This window comes from Candidatus Stoquefichus sp. SB1, assembly GCF_001244545.1.
Lineage (GTDB): Bacteria > Bacillota_I > Bacilli_A > Erysipelotrichales > Coprobacillaceae > Stoquefichus.
Genome location: NZ_LN852693.1, coordinates 472,224 through 486,960 on the forward strand (window position 1 = coordinate 472,224; position 14,737 = coordinate 486,960).

Consider the following 14,737-nt stretch of genomic DNA (forward strand, 5'->3'; position numbering starts at 1 on the left):
TATGAAAAAATTATCTGAATATCCGAATATTGGTCCTGCTGTTGAAGCACAATTACACCAAGTTGGAATAGATACAATGGATCAGCTCCAAGATATTGGCAGTCAAGAAGCATGGTTAAAAATTCAATCTATTGATTCTTCGGCATGTATACATAGACTTTATTCTTTAGAAGCAGCAATTCAGGGTATCAAGAAAAAAGATTTAAGTTTAGATGACAAACAATATCTTAAAGATTTTTACAATCAACATAAACTATCAAAAAATCAGGATTAATCAAAATCCTGATTTTTTGATGCATAATAATCTTTAATTGCTGAAATAGACTTTTTCTTAAAATTCATATATAAAACTAGAAGCCCTATTGAAGTTGCAGCAAATACAACAGTTGTTCCAATAAAAATATAAGTTATCATACCCATTTCGTTTTTTTCTATACTTGGAACATATTTCTGTAATGTACCTTCAGTGCTTTCATAAGAATAAAGATTCTTTTCTCCAGCATCATTCATCAAATAAACTACTGAATAATTAGCATGTTCCTGATCTTCAAAAGTCCACCCTTCAATTTCAAGGTCCCCAATCTTAACCTTACTTCTTTTCAGTCCATCCTGTTTTTCTATATCAGATGGTATATCAATCAAAGTATAACTCTTACCATTAATTTCAATAGTCTCATATTTCCCCATAATTTTACCGTTCTCACAAATATAAAAATTTTTATTTCCAGATTCATCCATTAAATATACAAGTACTAATCCATTTGTCTCATTTTTCCATCCTGTTATTGGCGTATTTTCAAGTTCCAAGGAAGTTCCCACATATCCCTTAGGACCATCAACTTTTGAAACATCTATAAGCAAGCCTAATTTTTGATTGCCAAACTGAGTAAAAACAGTAGGCTTTTCTGTAACATTTACAGTAATCGCATATGTCTTTTTCGACCCATTTTCAGCAGTCACAACAACCTCAAATGTTTGACTTCCAATCACAATATCTTTTTTACCAATACCAGACACTTTTGCTTTTGAATCCTTTGCTTTAGCATCAATAGTTAAAGAAGTGATATCAGATGTTAAATTGATAGAATATGAAGTCTTATTAGACGAAAATGAGGGATTTAAAGTGCCTTCAGAAACAGTCAAAGATGACAATAAATTATCTGTAGAACGTGTATCTTTTTCCTTGGTACTTGTATCACTAGTTGTAGTACCTCCAGTGTTAGCAGAAGTAGAACCACCACTAGAAGTTGATCCTCCTCCGTTATTTGAAGAAGGTGCTTTAATAGAAATATTTTTACTTGTTGATTTTAAATCCGTTATTTTTTTACCTGTATTAGAATCAGCAACACTTACAGGAGACACAGTAATAGTAAATGAGCTTGAACCGGCTTTAACTGTTGTGGATTCACCAGTCCAAATTGGATTAGCTCCTTTAACTGTTGCCCCATTATTTGCAGAAACACTAAATGAACCTTCACACCCATTACCATTTACAGTTACTTTGACTTCACCTCCAGCAGATACACTTGAAGCACTAATAGAAACACTATATGAAGCAGCATAAATTTCTTGAGTATTTCCTACAATAATTCCAATACAAACAAACACTCCTAATAAAAATTGAGTAACTTTACTTTTTTTCATTAATTTATTTATCTCCTTAATTTAAAGTCTGTCTTCCTAAAACATGTAATTTAACAAGCATATAATCTGAAGCATCAATTTCTCCATCTCCATTCACATCTGCTCTTATGAGTTCATCATTAGAAAGTTTTTTTCTACCTAGTACATATAATTTAATTTGCATATAATCATCAGATTCTATTTGACCATCACCAGTGACATCACCACGCATATATGACGAAGAAATGGTCGTTCCTCTTAAATATACATCTGACGTTTTTACATAGACATAATCATTATTAATATTAAAATAACCGCTTGCATTTTTAGCTGTACGTGATGAATTCAAAACTGTATCAGATAAAATTTTATAATAATTACCAGATGTAGATAATATTGTAACTGGAAAATTATATACATCATCATTACCACTATCAGCTGCAGTAGAATCATATACTATTTTATTTGTATTTGCTTCTTGATAGAAATTCAAACTACCTTCTTTAGATATTGCTAATGTATACTTTTGATAATCTTTACCCCCTGCATTATCATTTAATAAATAACTAAATGCTGCAGCCTTTTCACCCCAATATGGATCAGAGGCATATTTAACATTAATTCCACTTCTTTTATCTCCAAGATGTGGTCCACGATAACGATAATTAGAGCCATTTAAATATCCACATGATATAGTATTATATGCAAAATAATTAAAACATTTTTCTACACTTTCAAAACGTAGTGCGGCATCAGGATTTGAATCAACCGCTCCAATACCAAATAAATTATTACGATCTTGTGAATAACTACTCAATCCCCATGCACTTTCATTGATAGAAACACCTAACATTAATGAAGCATTGATACCATATGTATTTTGATTATTTAATAAAGCCTGCCCTTGATTTTTAAGTTTTGATTCTGTATTATTTCCTTTTTTATCAGTAATTAATTTATTCATATCAGATGCAGAAAAATGAGTTGAAGATCGAAATGAAAGATATTGATAATAATTATAATATGGCTTAGTAGCATTAATTGCGTGAGCATAGTAATCTATTCCAGTACGATAATCATCGATCAACTTAGTATAACTATTATAAAAATAATGTCCGTCATAACTATAATATTTTGTTCCATCTTTTAAATAATCAGGAGTATATCCAACTTGAGTTGAATATAGTGTTGGAGTACTATTATATGATCCTGAATAGTAGTAATGATAAAATTTTCCGTTTTTCCCCATATAGTAACTAACCTTAGAATTTGAATTATATTCACTAACGCTAACATTATCAGCAGGTATATCCATTATAACACCAGCTTGTTTAACACGAATTGTTTTTTTATCGCTGCTTGTTGATATATAAGCAGCGTCATTGGCTGATGTTCCATGTGTATATCCATTTCTAGGATTTTTACTTCCATCATATTCTTTGTAGGAAGTATATCCTATAATTCTTGCTACACCATAAGAAATATCTTTTGTATCAGCAATTGTTTCAATTTCATATTCAGCCTTAGTTCGATACATACGATATTTATTAATATTTTTTTCAGCTTCTTCATATGTATCATATGTATTAATTGCATATGAATCTTCACTATCAGATTTTACAATTACATAATTGTTAGAATTGATTGTTTTAGGTATATCTTCATCGTATTCCTTAAAAACAACATTTCCATTTTCATCAATAACAGTATAATATTGATTCTGTTCTGGTCCATCGTTTTGAGATGAATTTACCTTTTCACCTGTTGCATTTATATTTAAAATTGTTCCTGCAATTGTCAATGATATAGTTAAAATACTAAAATATGTTATCTTTTTTATTTTCATCAAAGCACCTCCAATAATCACATTATCATCACATCATATTATACTATATTTAGACATTGCATGCAATGAAACGATTTAATTTTTAAATCATCTAGATAAATTTCTATCACATAATTCACATATTAAAAGATAGGTCTCCCTATCTTTCTTTTAGTTCCTCCAAATCGTATGGTGTTTCCTGATATACATAATAATTCAACCAATTAGCAAAAATCAAATATGCATGCGAACGCCATTTCACTTGAATTTCCTGATCAATATCATCATTAAGATAATAGTTTTTTGGCATTTCACTTTGAATATCTGGATTAGCCAAATCACGCTTATACTCTTTATCTAATGTATCTGGATCATACTCTGGATGTCCAGTAATAAAGAAACGTGAACCATCTTTTGACGCAACAATATATACTCCAGCCTCTTCTGACTCGGCCAAAATATCCAAATCATCAATTTTTTCTATATCTTCTTTAGATACTGTTGTATAACGTGAATGTGGCGCATAAAATTGATAATCAAATCCCCTTAATATTTTTCTTTGCATTTTATTAACATTTGTATGATGTAAATAAACACCAGTCAATTTATGAGGTAATAAATGTTTAGAAACCCCATAAAAATAATGTAAAGCTGCCTGTGCTGCCCAACAGATAAAAAAGCTACTAAAAACATGTGTCTTTGACCATTCTAATAAAGCTGTTAATTCATCCCAATAATCAACTTCTTCAAAAGGAAGTTTTTCTACTGGAGCACCAGTTATAATCAATCCATCATAACGATTTTCTTTGATTTCATCAAATGTCTTATAAAATGCTAACAAATGTTCTTTAGACACATTTTTAGAATCATGACTAGCCATATGAATCCAATCAACTTCAATCTGTAGTGGAGAATTGGACAACAATCTTAATAATTGTGTTTCAGTCACAATTTTTGTTGGCATAATATTTAATATTAATAATTTTAATGGTCTAATCTTTTGGGTCGTTGCTCGTGTTTCATTCATAATGAAGATATTTTCATCTTTTAATATTTTAGATGCTGGTAAATTATCTGGTATTTTAATTGGCATCATAACACCTCATTTCATTGTTATATATTTTAACATAGATTATCATAGACTTGAACATTTATTTCATATAAAATAAAGAAAAAGAGGAGGCTTTAAGTTATGAAAGAAGAATTACTTTTACAATATATGGATCAATGTTTAAATGTCTATAGTCAAGACGATTTACAGAACTGTTCTTATGATTATATTGTTGTTTTTAAAGATTTAGAAAAAAGTTATGTTAAAAACAATATACTTTTTACTTTTTATCAGGATATATTTGATAAACATTATTTAAAATATCCAATTCCTGCAATTCGTAAACCTAAAAAATTACTTACATTTCATGATGGTATTGAAATATTAAAAAACATAAATTATGGAGCACTTGTAATTAATAGTCAAATTCCTTATTGTGTTCATCTTAATCATTTTGTAGTTGATAACCATCTCTATTTTCATTGTAGTCGTCAAGGATACAAATTAAATGGTTTAAATCAACTCGCTAGTTATACAGTTGTAAAAGATTTAGGTATTAACAAAGAAGCATTTACAAATAATCATGAAAGTGTCTGTATCTATGGAATATTAAAAGAAGTTAAAGAACATAAAAAAGCATTATTAGATGCTTTTTTAAAGAGATATACACCTGGTTTAACAAAAGATTTAAATGATAATGTTGTTAATAATACTATGATTTTAGAGTTATCTATTATTCATATGAGTGTCAAAAGACATTATCATTAAAACGAAATTAATTCATTAAAAACTTGAATAATAAAAGCATCACTCATTCCTGCCAAATAATCTAAAATACTTTTTTCTAACGCTTGAGAATCATGAATAAAGTCATAAACAACTTTATTTGTGTATTCTTTTTTTCTTGCATTATTTTCAAATAATGCATATTTTTCTAACCATGTTATATAATGATTAATTAACTTTGGATATTGTGATTGATCTTTTTGTAAAGCCAAAAGCATATTTGATTCTTTTCCATAATCATAGAGAAAATCAAAGAGTGAATGAAGTATTAATGAAACATATTTGTCATGAATTTGCACTCTTTTAATCAAATATATATTTTGATAATTAAATTTCATTATAACTTTCATTTTTTCAAATGCTTCATCTGATAAACCTATCCCCTTTTCAACACAAGAATTATCAATAACATCATGTATAAAATAATTCACAATAGTACCATTATTAATCGCATGAAATTGATATTCTCCTAGTTTATTAAGGTGTTCTTTCAGTTCATCTACTTTTTCCTGTTGCAAAACATTTAAACGCAATGCATCTTCAATATCTCTAGCAAGATATGCTATTTTATCAGCCATTTTCACTACACATGCCTCATATGTCCATGGATTATATTCACCAGCATAATGATAATCATGAAGATCAATGACTTTATTTCTTTTTTGGATATATTTTTGATTCATTTCACCACAGTGAGAAATTATTCCATCACGAACAGCATATGTTAAATTTAAATTATGTTGATAATGATTATTATCTTCCAACAATTCAATATCGTCTACAAAATGCAAACTGTTCTTTTCATGCCAAAATTTTTCTAAACCATGTTCTTTAGCAATTGCTGTTAAAATTGTTTCTCCACCATGTCCAAAAGGTGCATGTCCTAAATCATGCCCAACTGCAATTGCTTTTGTTAATTCAGTATTTAAACCTAATTCATAAGCAATTGTATGCGCAACTGATTCTACCAAATTAACATGTTCACTTCTTGTACAAACATGATCATCTTCAACAGCAAAAAAAACTTGTGTCTTATGTTTTAAACGACGATATGCCTGTGAAAAAATAATTCTTGTATAATCACGTCCAAATTCACTTCTCAAATCATGACGTCTTTGATATAAATTTTCTTCTCTTAAAATTGCTACTGCATATTGAGGATGATTCTCATTCATAGCAAAATCTTTAAATTTTTGATTTTTCATTTTATTCACCCCTTAACTGTATGGTATACTAAAAAAGAGGTGAAAGCAATGAATAAACTATTATTTTGTGACCAACTCTATGCTTTGATTAAAGATGAACCAAATCAAATAGCTAATTTATCAAATATTTCAGCTTTTTTAAATCAAAGTTTTGACAACATAAATTGGGTTGGGTTTTATTTAATGGAAGGTAAAGAACTTGTACTTGGCCCATTTCAAGGTAAGGTAGCCTGTGTAAGAATACCATTGGGACGAGGTGTATGTGGTACTGCAGCATATCGTAAAGAAGTTATACGTGTTGCTGATGTTCATCAATTTTGTGGGCATATTGCCTGTGACAGTGAAAGTCGCAGTGAAATTGTTTTACCTTTAATCGTTAATAATGAAGTTATTGGTGTGTTAGATATTGACTCTCCTTCTTACAATCGTTTTTCAGGTAAAGATGAAAAAATATTGAGAGAAGCAGTCAAAATCATTGAAGAATGTGTATTTCAAAGAACCGATGAATAAAAAAAAGCGTACAAACAGTACGCATTTTTTATGTTTATTTTGTAGCAGCTTCAACTAAAGCAACAACTTCTTCCATTGTTCCACAGTTAATAGCTTTATTAGCTAATTCAGCCATTTCAGCTTGAGAAAGACTTCTAATGAACTTTCTTTGAGCTAAAATTGATGTAGCAGACATTGAGAACTCATCAAGTCCTAATCCTAATAATAATGGAGCAGCTAATGGTTCACCAGCCATTTCACCACACATACCAGCCCATTTTCCTTCTTTATGTGCAGAATCAATTACATGTTTAACCAATCTTAAAATAGATGGATTAAATGGTTGATATAAGTATGAAACTCCTGAAGACATTCTATCAGCAGCAAATGTATATTGAATTAAATCATTTGTTCCAATTGAGAAGAAATCAACTTCCTTAGCAAATTGATCTGCTAAAACAGCAGCAGCAGGGATTTCAATCATAATACCAACTTGAATACTATCAGATACAGCAATTCCTTCAGCAATCAATTTTTCTTTTTCTTCTAATAAAATTCCTTTTGCTTTTCTAAATTCACTTAAAGCAGCAATCATTGGGAACATAATTCTTAAATCACCATGTACAGAAGCTCTAAGTAATGCTCTTAATTGAGTTCTAAAGATATCTTCTCTTTGGAAACATAAACGTATTGCACGGACACCTAAGAATGGATTCATTTCTTTAGGTAAATCAATTGCTTCAATTTCCTTATCTCCACCAATATCTAAAGTTCTCACAACAACTGGTTTACCAGCCATACCTTCTAAAATTTCTTTATAAACTTCATATTGTTTATCTTCACTTGGTAATTCAGCAGATTCCATATATAAGAACTCAGTTCTAAATAATCCTACACCTTCTCCACCATTTTCTTTAACACCTTCAAGGTCTTTAGGTGATCCAATATTAGCTACTAATTCTACATGATGTCCATCTGTAGAAACAGTTTTTTCATTAACCATTTTCTTTAATTCTTCACGATAAGCTTTATACTCATCACGTTTTGTAACATATTCTTTAATTGTTGCTTCATCAGGATTAATCATTACTACACCTTCAATACCATCTAAAGCAATCATATCACCATCTTTAACTTCTTCTGTAATTGTTTTACATGCAACTACTGCTGGGATTTCTAAGCTTCTTGCCATAATAGCTGAATGTGAAGTTCTACCTCCAATATTTGTTGCAAATCCTCTAACTAAATTTTTATTTAATTGAGCTGTATCAGAAGGTGTTAAATCATCAGCGATAATTACAACTTCTTCATCAATTAATGCTGGGTTAGGCAATGGTTTTCCTAATAAATTAGCTAATAAACGACGAGATACATCCTTAATATCAGCAGCTCTTTCTCTAAAATATTCATCACCCATTGATTCAAACATTGAAATAAACATTGCTGCAACTTCATCTAATGCAGCAGCCGCATTACATTTTTCATTTCTAATCTTATCTTCAACTTGTGTTTTTAATTCTGGGTCAGATAGCACAAGAGCATGTGCATCAAAAACTGCTGCTTCTTCAGCAGAAAGATTTTGAGAAGCTGCTTCTTTAATTGATTCCAATTCTTTTGCAGTGCGCTCCATCGCATCTCCATAAGTTTTAATCTCGTTTTCTACATCTTCAACAGTCACTTTTTCAACTGTTAAATCTGGCATAACTAATTTGTATGCTTTTGCAATAGCGATACCATTAGATGCCGCAATACCTTTTATCATTGTCATTTTGACCTACCTCCATATAGGTTTATTTTACCTCATTTTAGCCATGAAATAAAGAGTTAGTTGAGATATTTGCTAAAAAATAAAATTTTCACAATTTGAAAATTAATCTTTTATTTCGTCTATCTTTAGTATATAATGAACATAGATATAGGAGGGACACAAATGAAAGTTATTATTGTAAAAGATTATGAAGAAGCAAGTCAAAAAGCTTGTGAAATTATGCTAGACGTTGTAAAAAACAACCCAAAAGCAAATTTAGGTTTAGCAACTGGTTCTACGCCAATTAGAATGTATGAATTGATGAGAGAAGATCATAAGAAAAACGGGACTTCTTATAAAGATATCAAATCATTCAACTTAGACGAATATTTTGGATTAGATCAATCTCATCCACAAAGTTACCATTACTTTATGTGCCATAACTTATTCGATGAATTAGATATTGATATGAATAATGTTCATGTACCTAAAGGAAAAGGTAATATTGATGAAGAATGTGATGCTTATAACAAATTATTAGAAGAAAATCCAATTGATATTCAATTATTAGGAATTGGTTCTAATGGTCATATTGGATTTAATGAACCTGGAACATCTTTTGATTCAGTTACTCATAAAGTTGATTTAAAACAATCTACAATTGAAGATAATGCTCGTTTATTCTTTAATGGAAAAATTGAAGATGTACCTACTCAAGCAGTAAGTATGGGAATTGCAAATATCATGCAAGCAAAAAAAGTCTTATTAATTGCATGTGGTGAAGGAAAAGCAAAAGCTATTTATGGAACTGTTGAGGGTCCTAAAACAACTGATATTCCAGCGAGTGCACTTCAAGATCATCCTGATTGTATTATTATTGCTGATGAAGCTGCTGCACAATTACTTACAAAAAAATAAAATCAATTTTAAAAGCTATAATACATATGATTATAGCTTTTTTAGTTTATTTCATTTTCAATAAGTTTCAAAAGAGTATTTGAAAATGAAATCATCAATATAATATATGAAAACTATGATCATGAGGTCATAGTTTTTTTAGTTATCCACATTTCTGCAAAGAAAAAAGGGAGAGACTGACGTCCCTCCCGGATTGAACCGGCAGCCTGCTATTGTCGCACTTGCGCACTATCTTCGCCGCTGTGATGCTTAACTTCTGTGTTCGGTATGGGTACAGGTGTCTCCATCACCCTATCGCCACCGGATCTCTTTCCTTCTCCTGAATGCACGAGCACTCAAAACTGAACAGCTCTCTAGCTTCTTTCTCCTTGAACCCTTCTTCTAGGCTAAGCCCTCGACCGATTAGTATCATTCAGCTCAGCATATCGCTATGCTTGCACCTATGACCTATCTACCTCTTCGTCTTAGAGGGGTCTTACTTCGCTTTGAATGGGAAGTCTCATCTTGGAGGGGGCTTCACACTTAGATGCCTTCAGCGTTTATCCCTTCCAGACTTAGCTACCCAGCTGTGCCACTGGCGTGACAACTGGTGCACCATTGGTCTGTCCACCCCGGTCCTCTCGTACTGAGGGCAGCTCTCCTCAAACTTCCTACGCCCACGACAGATAGGGACCGAACTGTCTCACGACGTTCTGAACCCAGCTCGCGTACCGCTTTAATGGGCGAACAGCCCAACCCTTGGAACCGACTTCAGCTCCAGGATGCGATGAGCCGACATCGAGGTGCCAAACCTCCCCGTCGATGTGAACTCTTGGGGGAGATCAGCCTGTTATCCCCAGGGTAGCTTTTATCCGTTGAGCGACGGCCCTTCCATTCGGCACCGCCGGATCACTAAGCCCGACTTTCGTCCCTGCTCGACTTGTTGGTCTCGCAGTCAAACACCCTTTTGCCTTTGCACTCTGCGCATGGTTTCCATCCATGCTGAGGGTATCTTTGGGCGCCTCCGTTACTCTTTGGGAGGCGACCGCCCCAGTCAAACTGCCCACCTGACACTGTCCCGTCATCGGCTTCACGATGTCCGGTTAGAACCTCAATGCATCAAGGGTAGTATCCCAACGGCGACTCCTCGAATACTGGCGTATCCGTCTCTCAGTCTCCTACCTATCCTGTACATCATGCATCAAGATCCAATATCAAGCTACAGTAAAGCTCCATGGGGTCTTTCCGTCTAGTCGCGGGTAACCTGCATCTTCACAGGTACTAAGACTTCACCGAGTCTACAGCTGAGACAGCGCCCAAATCGTTACGCCTTTCGTGCGGGTCAGAACTTACCTGACAAGGAATTTCGCTACCTTAGGACCGTTATAGTTACGGCCGCCGTTTACTGGGGCTTCAATTCATTGCTTCTCCTTGCGGATGACAACTCCTCTTAACCTTCCAGCACCGGGCAGGCGTCACCCCCTATACTTCGACTTGCGTCTTGGCAGAGAGCTGTGTTTTTGGTAAACAGTCGCTTGGGCCGTTTTACTGCGGCTCAGCTTTCACTGAGCACTCCTTATCCCGAAGTTACGGAGTCATTTTGCAGAGTTCCTTAGCTATAGTTCTCTCGCTCACCTTAGGATTCTCTCCTCACCCATGTGTGTCCATTTTCGGTACGGGCTGACAAAGAGTTTATTGCTAGAAGCTTTTCTTGGAAGCTTGCTTTGGCGACTTCTGTACTTATCGTAATGTTCCATACGCTTCACGCCTTCGGGTTTCAACATCCGGATTTGCCTGGATGTCCCCTACCTCGCTTGCACCAGCTATTCCAGCAGCTGGATCGCCTAGCCTTCTCCGTCACTCCATTGCCTCTTCGCCAGGTACGGGAATCTCCACCCGTTATCCATCGACTACGCCTCTCGGCCTCGCCTTAGGCCCCGACTTACCCAGAGCGGACGAACCTTCCTCTGGAAACCTTGGGTTTTCGGTGCGTGGGATTCTCACCCACGTTCCGCTACTCACACCGGCATTCTCTCTTCCTGACGCTCCACATGTCCTTGCGATCATGCTTCCTCGCTGTCAGGAACGCTCCCCTACCACTTATACTTCGTATAAATCCATAGCTTCGGTATTATGCTTAGCCCCGGTAAATTTTCGGCGCAGAGTCATTCGACTAGTGAGCTGTTACGCACTCTTTAAAGGATGGCTGCTTCTGAGCCAACCTCCTAGTTGTCTGGACATCTCCACATCCTTTTCCACTTAGCATATATTTTGGGACCTTAGCTGATGGTCTGGGCTGTTTCCCTCTTGACTACGGACCTTATCACCCGCAGTCTGACTGCCGCATATGTCTTCATGACATTCGGAGTTTGATTATGCTCAGTACCTCGGGATGAGGCCATCACATATTCAGTGCTCTACCTTCATGACACTTCCTGCGACGCTAGCCCTAAAGCTATTTCGGGGAGAACCAGCTATCTCCGAGTTCGTTTGGAATTTCACCCCTAGCCACAATTCATCCGCCAACGTTTCAACGGGGGTCGGTTCGGTCCTCCATCGGGTTTTACCCCAACTTCAACCTGATCATGGCTAGATCACTCGGTTTCGGGTCTATGACATGCAACTTCCGCCCTTTTCAGACTCGCTTTCGCTTCGGCTCCGCATCTCCTGCTTAACCTCGCTCCATATCATAACTCGCCGGCTCATTCTACAAAAGGCACGCCATCACCCTTTAACGGGCTCTGACTTCTTGTAAGCATATGGTTTCAGGTTCTCTTTCACTCCCCTCCCGGGGTTCTTTTCACCTTTCCCTCACGGTACTGGTTCACTATCGGTCACTAGGGAGTATTTAGCCTTTCGAGATGGTCCTCGATAATTCCGTCAGGATTCCACGTGCCCCGACGTACTCAGGGTCTGTCTCGTCTCACTCCCACAATTTCGGATACGGGAGTTTCACCCTCTTCGCTGCGCCTTCCCCTGCGCTTCTCCTATCATGCTCGCTCAACTTTGCTGACACCCCTATAACCCCATCGCTATGATGGTTTGGGCTCCTCCGCTTTCGCTCGCCGCTACTTACGGAATCGTTCTTACTTTCTTCTCCTGCAGGTACTGAGATGTTTCAGTTCCCTGCGTCTTGCCTCATGCATCTATATATTCAATGCATGATGACACACCTCTCGATGTGCCGGGTTCCCCCATTCGGACATCAGCGGGTCTTAGCCTGCTTACTGCTCGCCGCCGCGTTTCGCCGTTTGCTGCGTCCTTCTTCGCCTCCTAGTGCCTAGGCATCCGCCATACGCTCTTTCTTGCTTAACCTAAAGTGTTCAAGTTCTTTTTCTTGTTTTCTCTTTTGTTTATCTTAGTTTTTTGCAACTAGATGAATCGACCTTCAATCTCTTTCCTGATCTCGTTTCTTCTTCATCTATCTTCTTTTCTGTTGTAAAAAGTTTTTGCTAGTTTGCTATTCAGTTTTCAATGTTCCTGCCTTGAATGCACGCAACGCACATTCAAAACTAAACAGATCTCCACGTCTTCTCTTCTCCCTAGAAAGGAGGTGATCCATCCCCACGTTCCCGTAGGGATACCTTGTTACGACTTCACCCCAATCATCAGTCCCACCTTAGACAGCTCCTTCCTTGCGGTTAGGCCACCGGCTTCGGGTGTTACCAACTCTCATGGTGTGACGGGCGGTGTGTACAAGGCCCGAGAACGTATTCACCGCGACATTCTGATTCGCGATTACTAGCGATTCCAGCTTCGTGCAGTCGAGTTGCAGACTGCAGTCCGAACTGAGAACGGGTTTATGGGTTTCGCTCCACCTCGCGGTCTCGCTTCCCTCTGATCCGTCCATTGTAGCACGTGTGTAGCCCAGGTCATAAGGGGCATGATGATTTGACGTCATCCCCGCCTTCCTCCTCCTTGCAGAGGCAGTCTCGCCAGAGTCCCCAACTTAATGATGGTAACTGGCAACAGGGGTTGCGCTCGTTGCGGGACTTAACCCAACATCTCACGACACGAGCTGACGACAACCATGCACCACCTGTATCCGATATAGCTATTTCCTCATCTCTGAGGCTTTTATCGGTATGTCAAGACCTGGTAAGGTTCTTCGCGTTGCTTCGAATTAAACCACATGCTCCACCGCTTGTGCGGGCCCCCGTCAATTCCTTTGAGTTTCATTCTTGCGAACGTACTACTCAGGCGGAGTACTTATTGCGTTAACTGCAGCACTGAGGTCTGACCCCCAACACTTAGTACTCATCGTTTACGGCGTGGACTACTAGGGTATCTAATCCTATTTGCTCCCCACGCTTTCGGGACTGAGCGTCAGTTGCAGCCCAGATCGTCGCCTTCGCCACTGGTGTTCCTCCATATATCTACGCATTTCACCGCTACACATGGAATTCCACGATCCTCTGCTGCTCTCTAGCTATTTGGTTTCCACGGCTTACCGAAGTTTAGCTTCGGGCTTTCACCGCAGACCTCTATTGCCGCCTGCTCCCTCTTTACGCCCAATGATTCCGGATAACGCTCGCCACCTACGTATTACCGCGGCTGCTGGCACGTAGTTAGCCGTGGCTTCCTCATAAAGTACCGTCACTCATATGTCATTCCCTACATATGCCGTTCTTCCTTTATAACAGAGGTTTACATACCGAAGTACTTCCTCCCTCACGCGGCGTTGCTCGGTCAGGCTTTCGCCCATTGCCGAAAATTCCCTACTGCTGCCTCCCGTAGGAGTCTGGGCCGTGTCTCAGTCCCAGTGTGGCCGTCCACCCTCTCAGGTCGGCTACGCATCGTCGCCTTGGTGAGCCTCTACCTCACCAACTAGCTAATGCGCCATAAGTCCATCCTTCTGCTATCCCGTGGGATATTTAACAGTGAGGTCATGCGACCCCTCTGCCTATGCGGTCTTAGCTGCCGTTTCCAGCAGTTATCCCCCTCACAAGGCCAGGTTACTTATGTATTACTCACCCGTTCGCCACTCACTGATTAATCAGTGCGTTCGACTTGCATGTATTAGGCACGCCGCCAGCGTTCATCCTGAGCCAGGATCAAACTCTCCATTGTCTATCTCCTAAACAATTTCTTGTTCTCTTGACTCTCTTTGTTTC

The 14,737-nt window shown here is 37.1% G+C and carries 9 protein-coding genes and 3 rRNA genes; 4 read left to right on the forward strand and 8 right to left on the reverse strand.

The features are described from left to right. Position 1: 1 nt before the first annotated feature. Entirely contained in the window at positions 2-274 is a 273-nt protein-coding gene (locus tag BN1865_RS03455) for a TfoX/Sxy family protein (RefSeq protein ID WP_050635866.1), read from the forward strand. On the opposite strand, the gene BN1865_RS03460 is transcribed toward BN1865_RS03455, so the two are convergent. From BN1865_RS03460 to metA, 3 genes are all read right to left on the reverse strand, one after another. Continuing rightward, entirely contained in the window at positions 271-1,644 is a 1,374-nt protein-coding gene (locus BN1865_RS03460) for a cadherin-like beta sandwich domain-containing protein (RefSeq protein WP_082189882.1), read from the reverse strand. The two genes, BN1865_RS03455 and BN1865_RS03460, sit on opposite strands and share 4 nt — an antisense overlap. A gap of 16 nt (positions 1,645-1,660) precedes the next feature. Beyond that, positions 1,661-3,469 (reverse strand): glucosaminidase domain-containing protein, encoded by a 1,809-nt coding sequence (locus tag BN1865_RS03465; RefSeq protein WP_050635867.1) that lies wholly within the window; start codon positions 3,467-3,469, stop codon positions 1,661-1,663. 139 nt (positions 3,470-3,608) lie between these two features. Continuing rightward, entirely contained in the window at positions 3,609-4,541 is a 933-nt protein-coding gene (gene metA, locus BN1865_RS03470; RefSeq protein ID WP_050635868.1) for a homoserine O-acetyltransferase MetA, read from the reverse strand. A 99-nt stretch (positions 4,542-4,640) separates the two neighbouring features. Between metA and BN1865_RS03475 the strand changes: the two genes are divergently transcribed. Next, on the forward strand, positions 4,641-5,267 hold the full coding sequence (locus tag BN1865_RS03475; RefSeq protein ID WP_050635869.1) for a pyridoxamine 5'-phosphate oxidase family protein: 627 nt from the start codon (positions 4,641-4,643) through the stop codon (positions 5,265-5,267). Here the strand turns inward: BN1865_RS03475 and BN1865_RS03480 are convergent. Next, the gene (locus BN1865_RS03480; protein WP_050635870.1) at positions 5,264-6,490 is read right to left on the reverse strand and encodes a deoxyguanosinetriphosphate triphosphohydrolase family protein; all 1,227 of its coding nucleotides are present in this window, start codon (positions 6,488-6,490) and stop codon (positions 5,264-5,266) included. The genes BN1865_RS03475 and BN1865_RS03480 overlap by 4 nt on opposite strands. A gap of 48 nt (positions 6,491-6,538) precedes the next feature. On the opposite strand from BN1865_RS03480, the gene BN1865_RS03485 reads away from it, so the two are divergent. After that, a complete protein-coding gene (locus BN1865_RS03485; protein ID WP_050635871.1) occupies positions 6,539-7,000 on the forward strand; it encodes a GAF domain-containing protein in 462 nt (153 codons plus the stop codon). Between the two features lie 34 nt (positions 7,001-7,034). On the opposite strand, the gene ptsP is transcribed toward BN1865_RS03485, so the two are convergent. Continuing rightward, positions 7,035-8,741, reverse strand: coding sequence for a phosphoenolpyruvate--protein phosphotransferase (gene ptsP, locus BN1865_RS03490; RefSeq protein ID WP_445082202.1), 1,707 nt, complete (start codon positions 8,739-8,741; stop codon positions 7,035-7,037). A 168-nt stretch (positions 8,742-8,909) separates the two neighbouring features. On the opposite strand from ptsP, the gene nagB reads away from it, so the two are divergent. Then, positions 8,910-9,644, forward strand: coding sequence for a glucosamine-6-phosphate deaminase (nagB, locus tag BN1865_RS03495; RefSeq protein ID WP_050635873.1), 735 nt, complete (start codon positions 8,910-8,912; stop codon positions 9,642-9,644). Between the two features lie 196 nt (positions 9,645-9,840). On the opposite strand, the gene rrf is transcribed toward nagB, so the two are convergent. The 3 genes from rrf to BN1865_RS03510 form a co-directional block, all read right to left on the reverse strand. After that, positions 9,841-9,949, reverse strand: a 5S ribosomal RNA gene (rrf, locus tag BN1865_RS03500). Between the two features lie 77 nt (positions 9,950-10,026). Continuing rightward, positions 10,027-12,938 (reverse strand): 23S ribosomal RNA (locus BN1865_RS03505). A 231-nt stretch (positions 12,939-13,169) separates the two neighbouring features. Next, positions 13,170-14,693 (reverse strand): 16S ribosomal RNA (locus tag BN1865_RS03510). The 16S, 23S and 5S rRNA genes sit together here, the layout of an rRNA operon. Between the last annotated feature and the right edge of the window lie 44 nt (positions 14,694-14,737).

Coding starts and splice junctions, on each gene's coding strand:
- BN1865_RS03455 (WP_050635866.1), top strand. CDS start 2: ATGAAAAAATTATCTGAATATCCGAATATTGGTCCTGCTGTTGAAGCA.
- BN1865_RS03460 (WP_082189882.1), bottom strand. CDS start 1,644: ATGAAAAAAAGTAAAGTTACTCAATTTTTATTAGGAGTGTTTGTTTGT.
- BN1865_RS03465 (WP_050635867.1), bottom strand. CDS start 3,469: ATGAAAATAAAAAAGATAACATATTTTAGTATTTTAACTATATCATTG.
- metA (WP_050635868.1), bottom strand. CDS start 4,541: ATGCCAATTAAAATACCAGATAATTTACCAGCATCTAAAATATTAAAA.
- BN1865_RS03475 (WP_050635869.1), top strand. CDS start 4,641: ATGAAAGAAGAATTACTTTTACAATATATGGATCAATGTTTAAATGTC.
- BN1865_RS03480 (WP_050635870.1), bottom strand. CDS start 6,490: ATGAAAAATCAAAAATTTAAAGATTTTGCTATGAATGAGAATCATCCT.
- BN1865_RS03485 (WP_050635871.1), top strand. CDS start 6,539: ATGAATAAACTATTATTTTGTGACCAACTCTATGCTTTGATTAAAGAT.
- ptsP (WP_445082202.1), bottom strand. CDS start 8,741: ATGATAAAAGGTATTGCGGCATCTAATGGTATCGCTATTGCAAAAGCA.
- nagB (WP_050635873.1), top strand. CDS start 8,910: ATGAAAGTTATTATTGTAAAAGATTATGAAGAAGCAAGTCAAAAAGCT.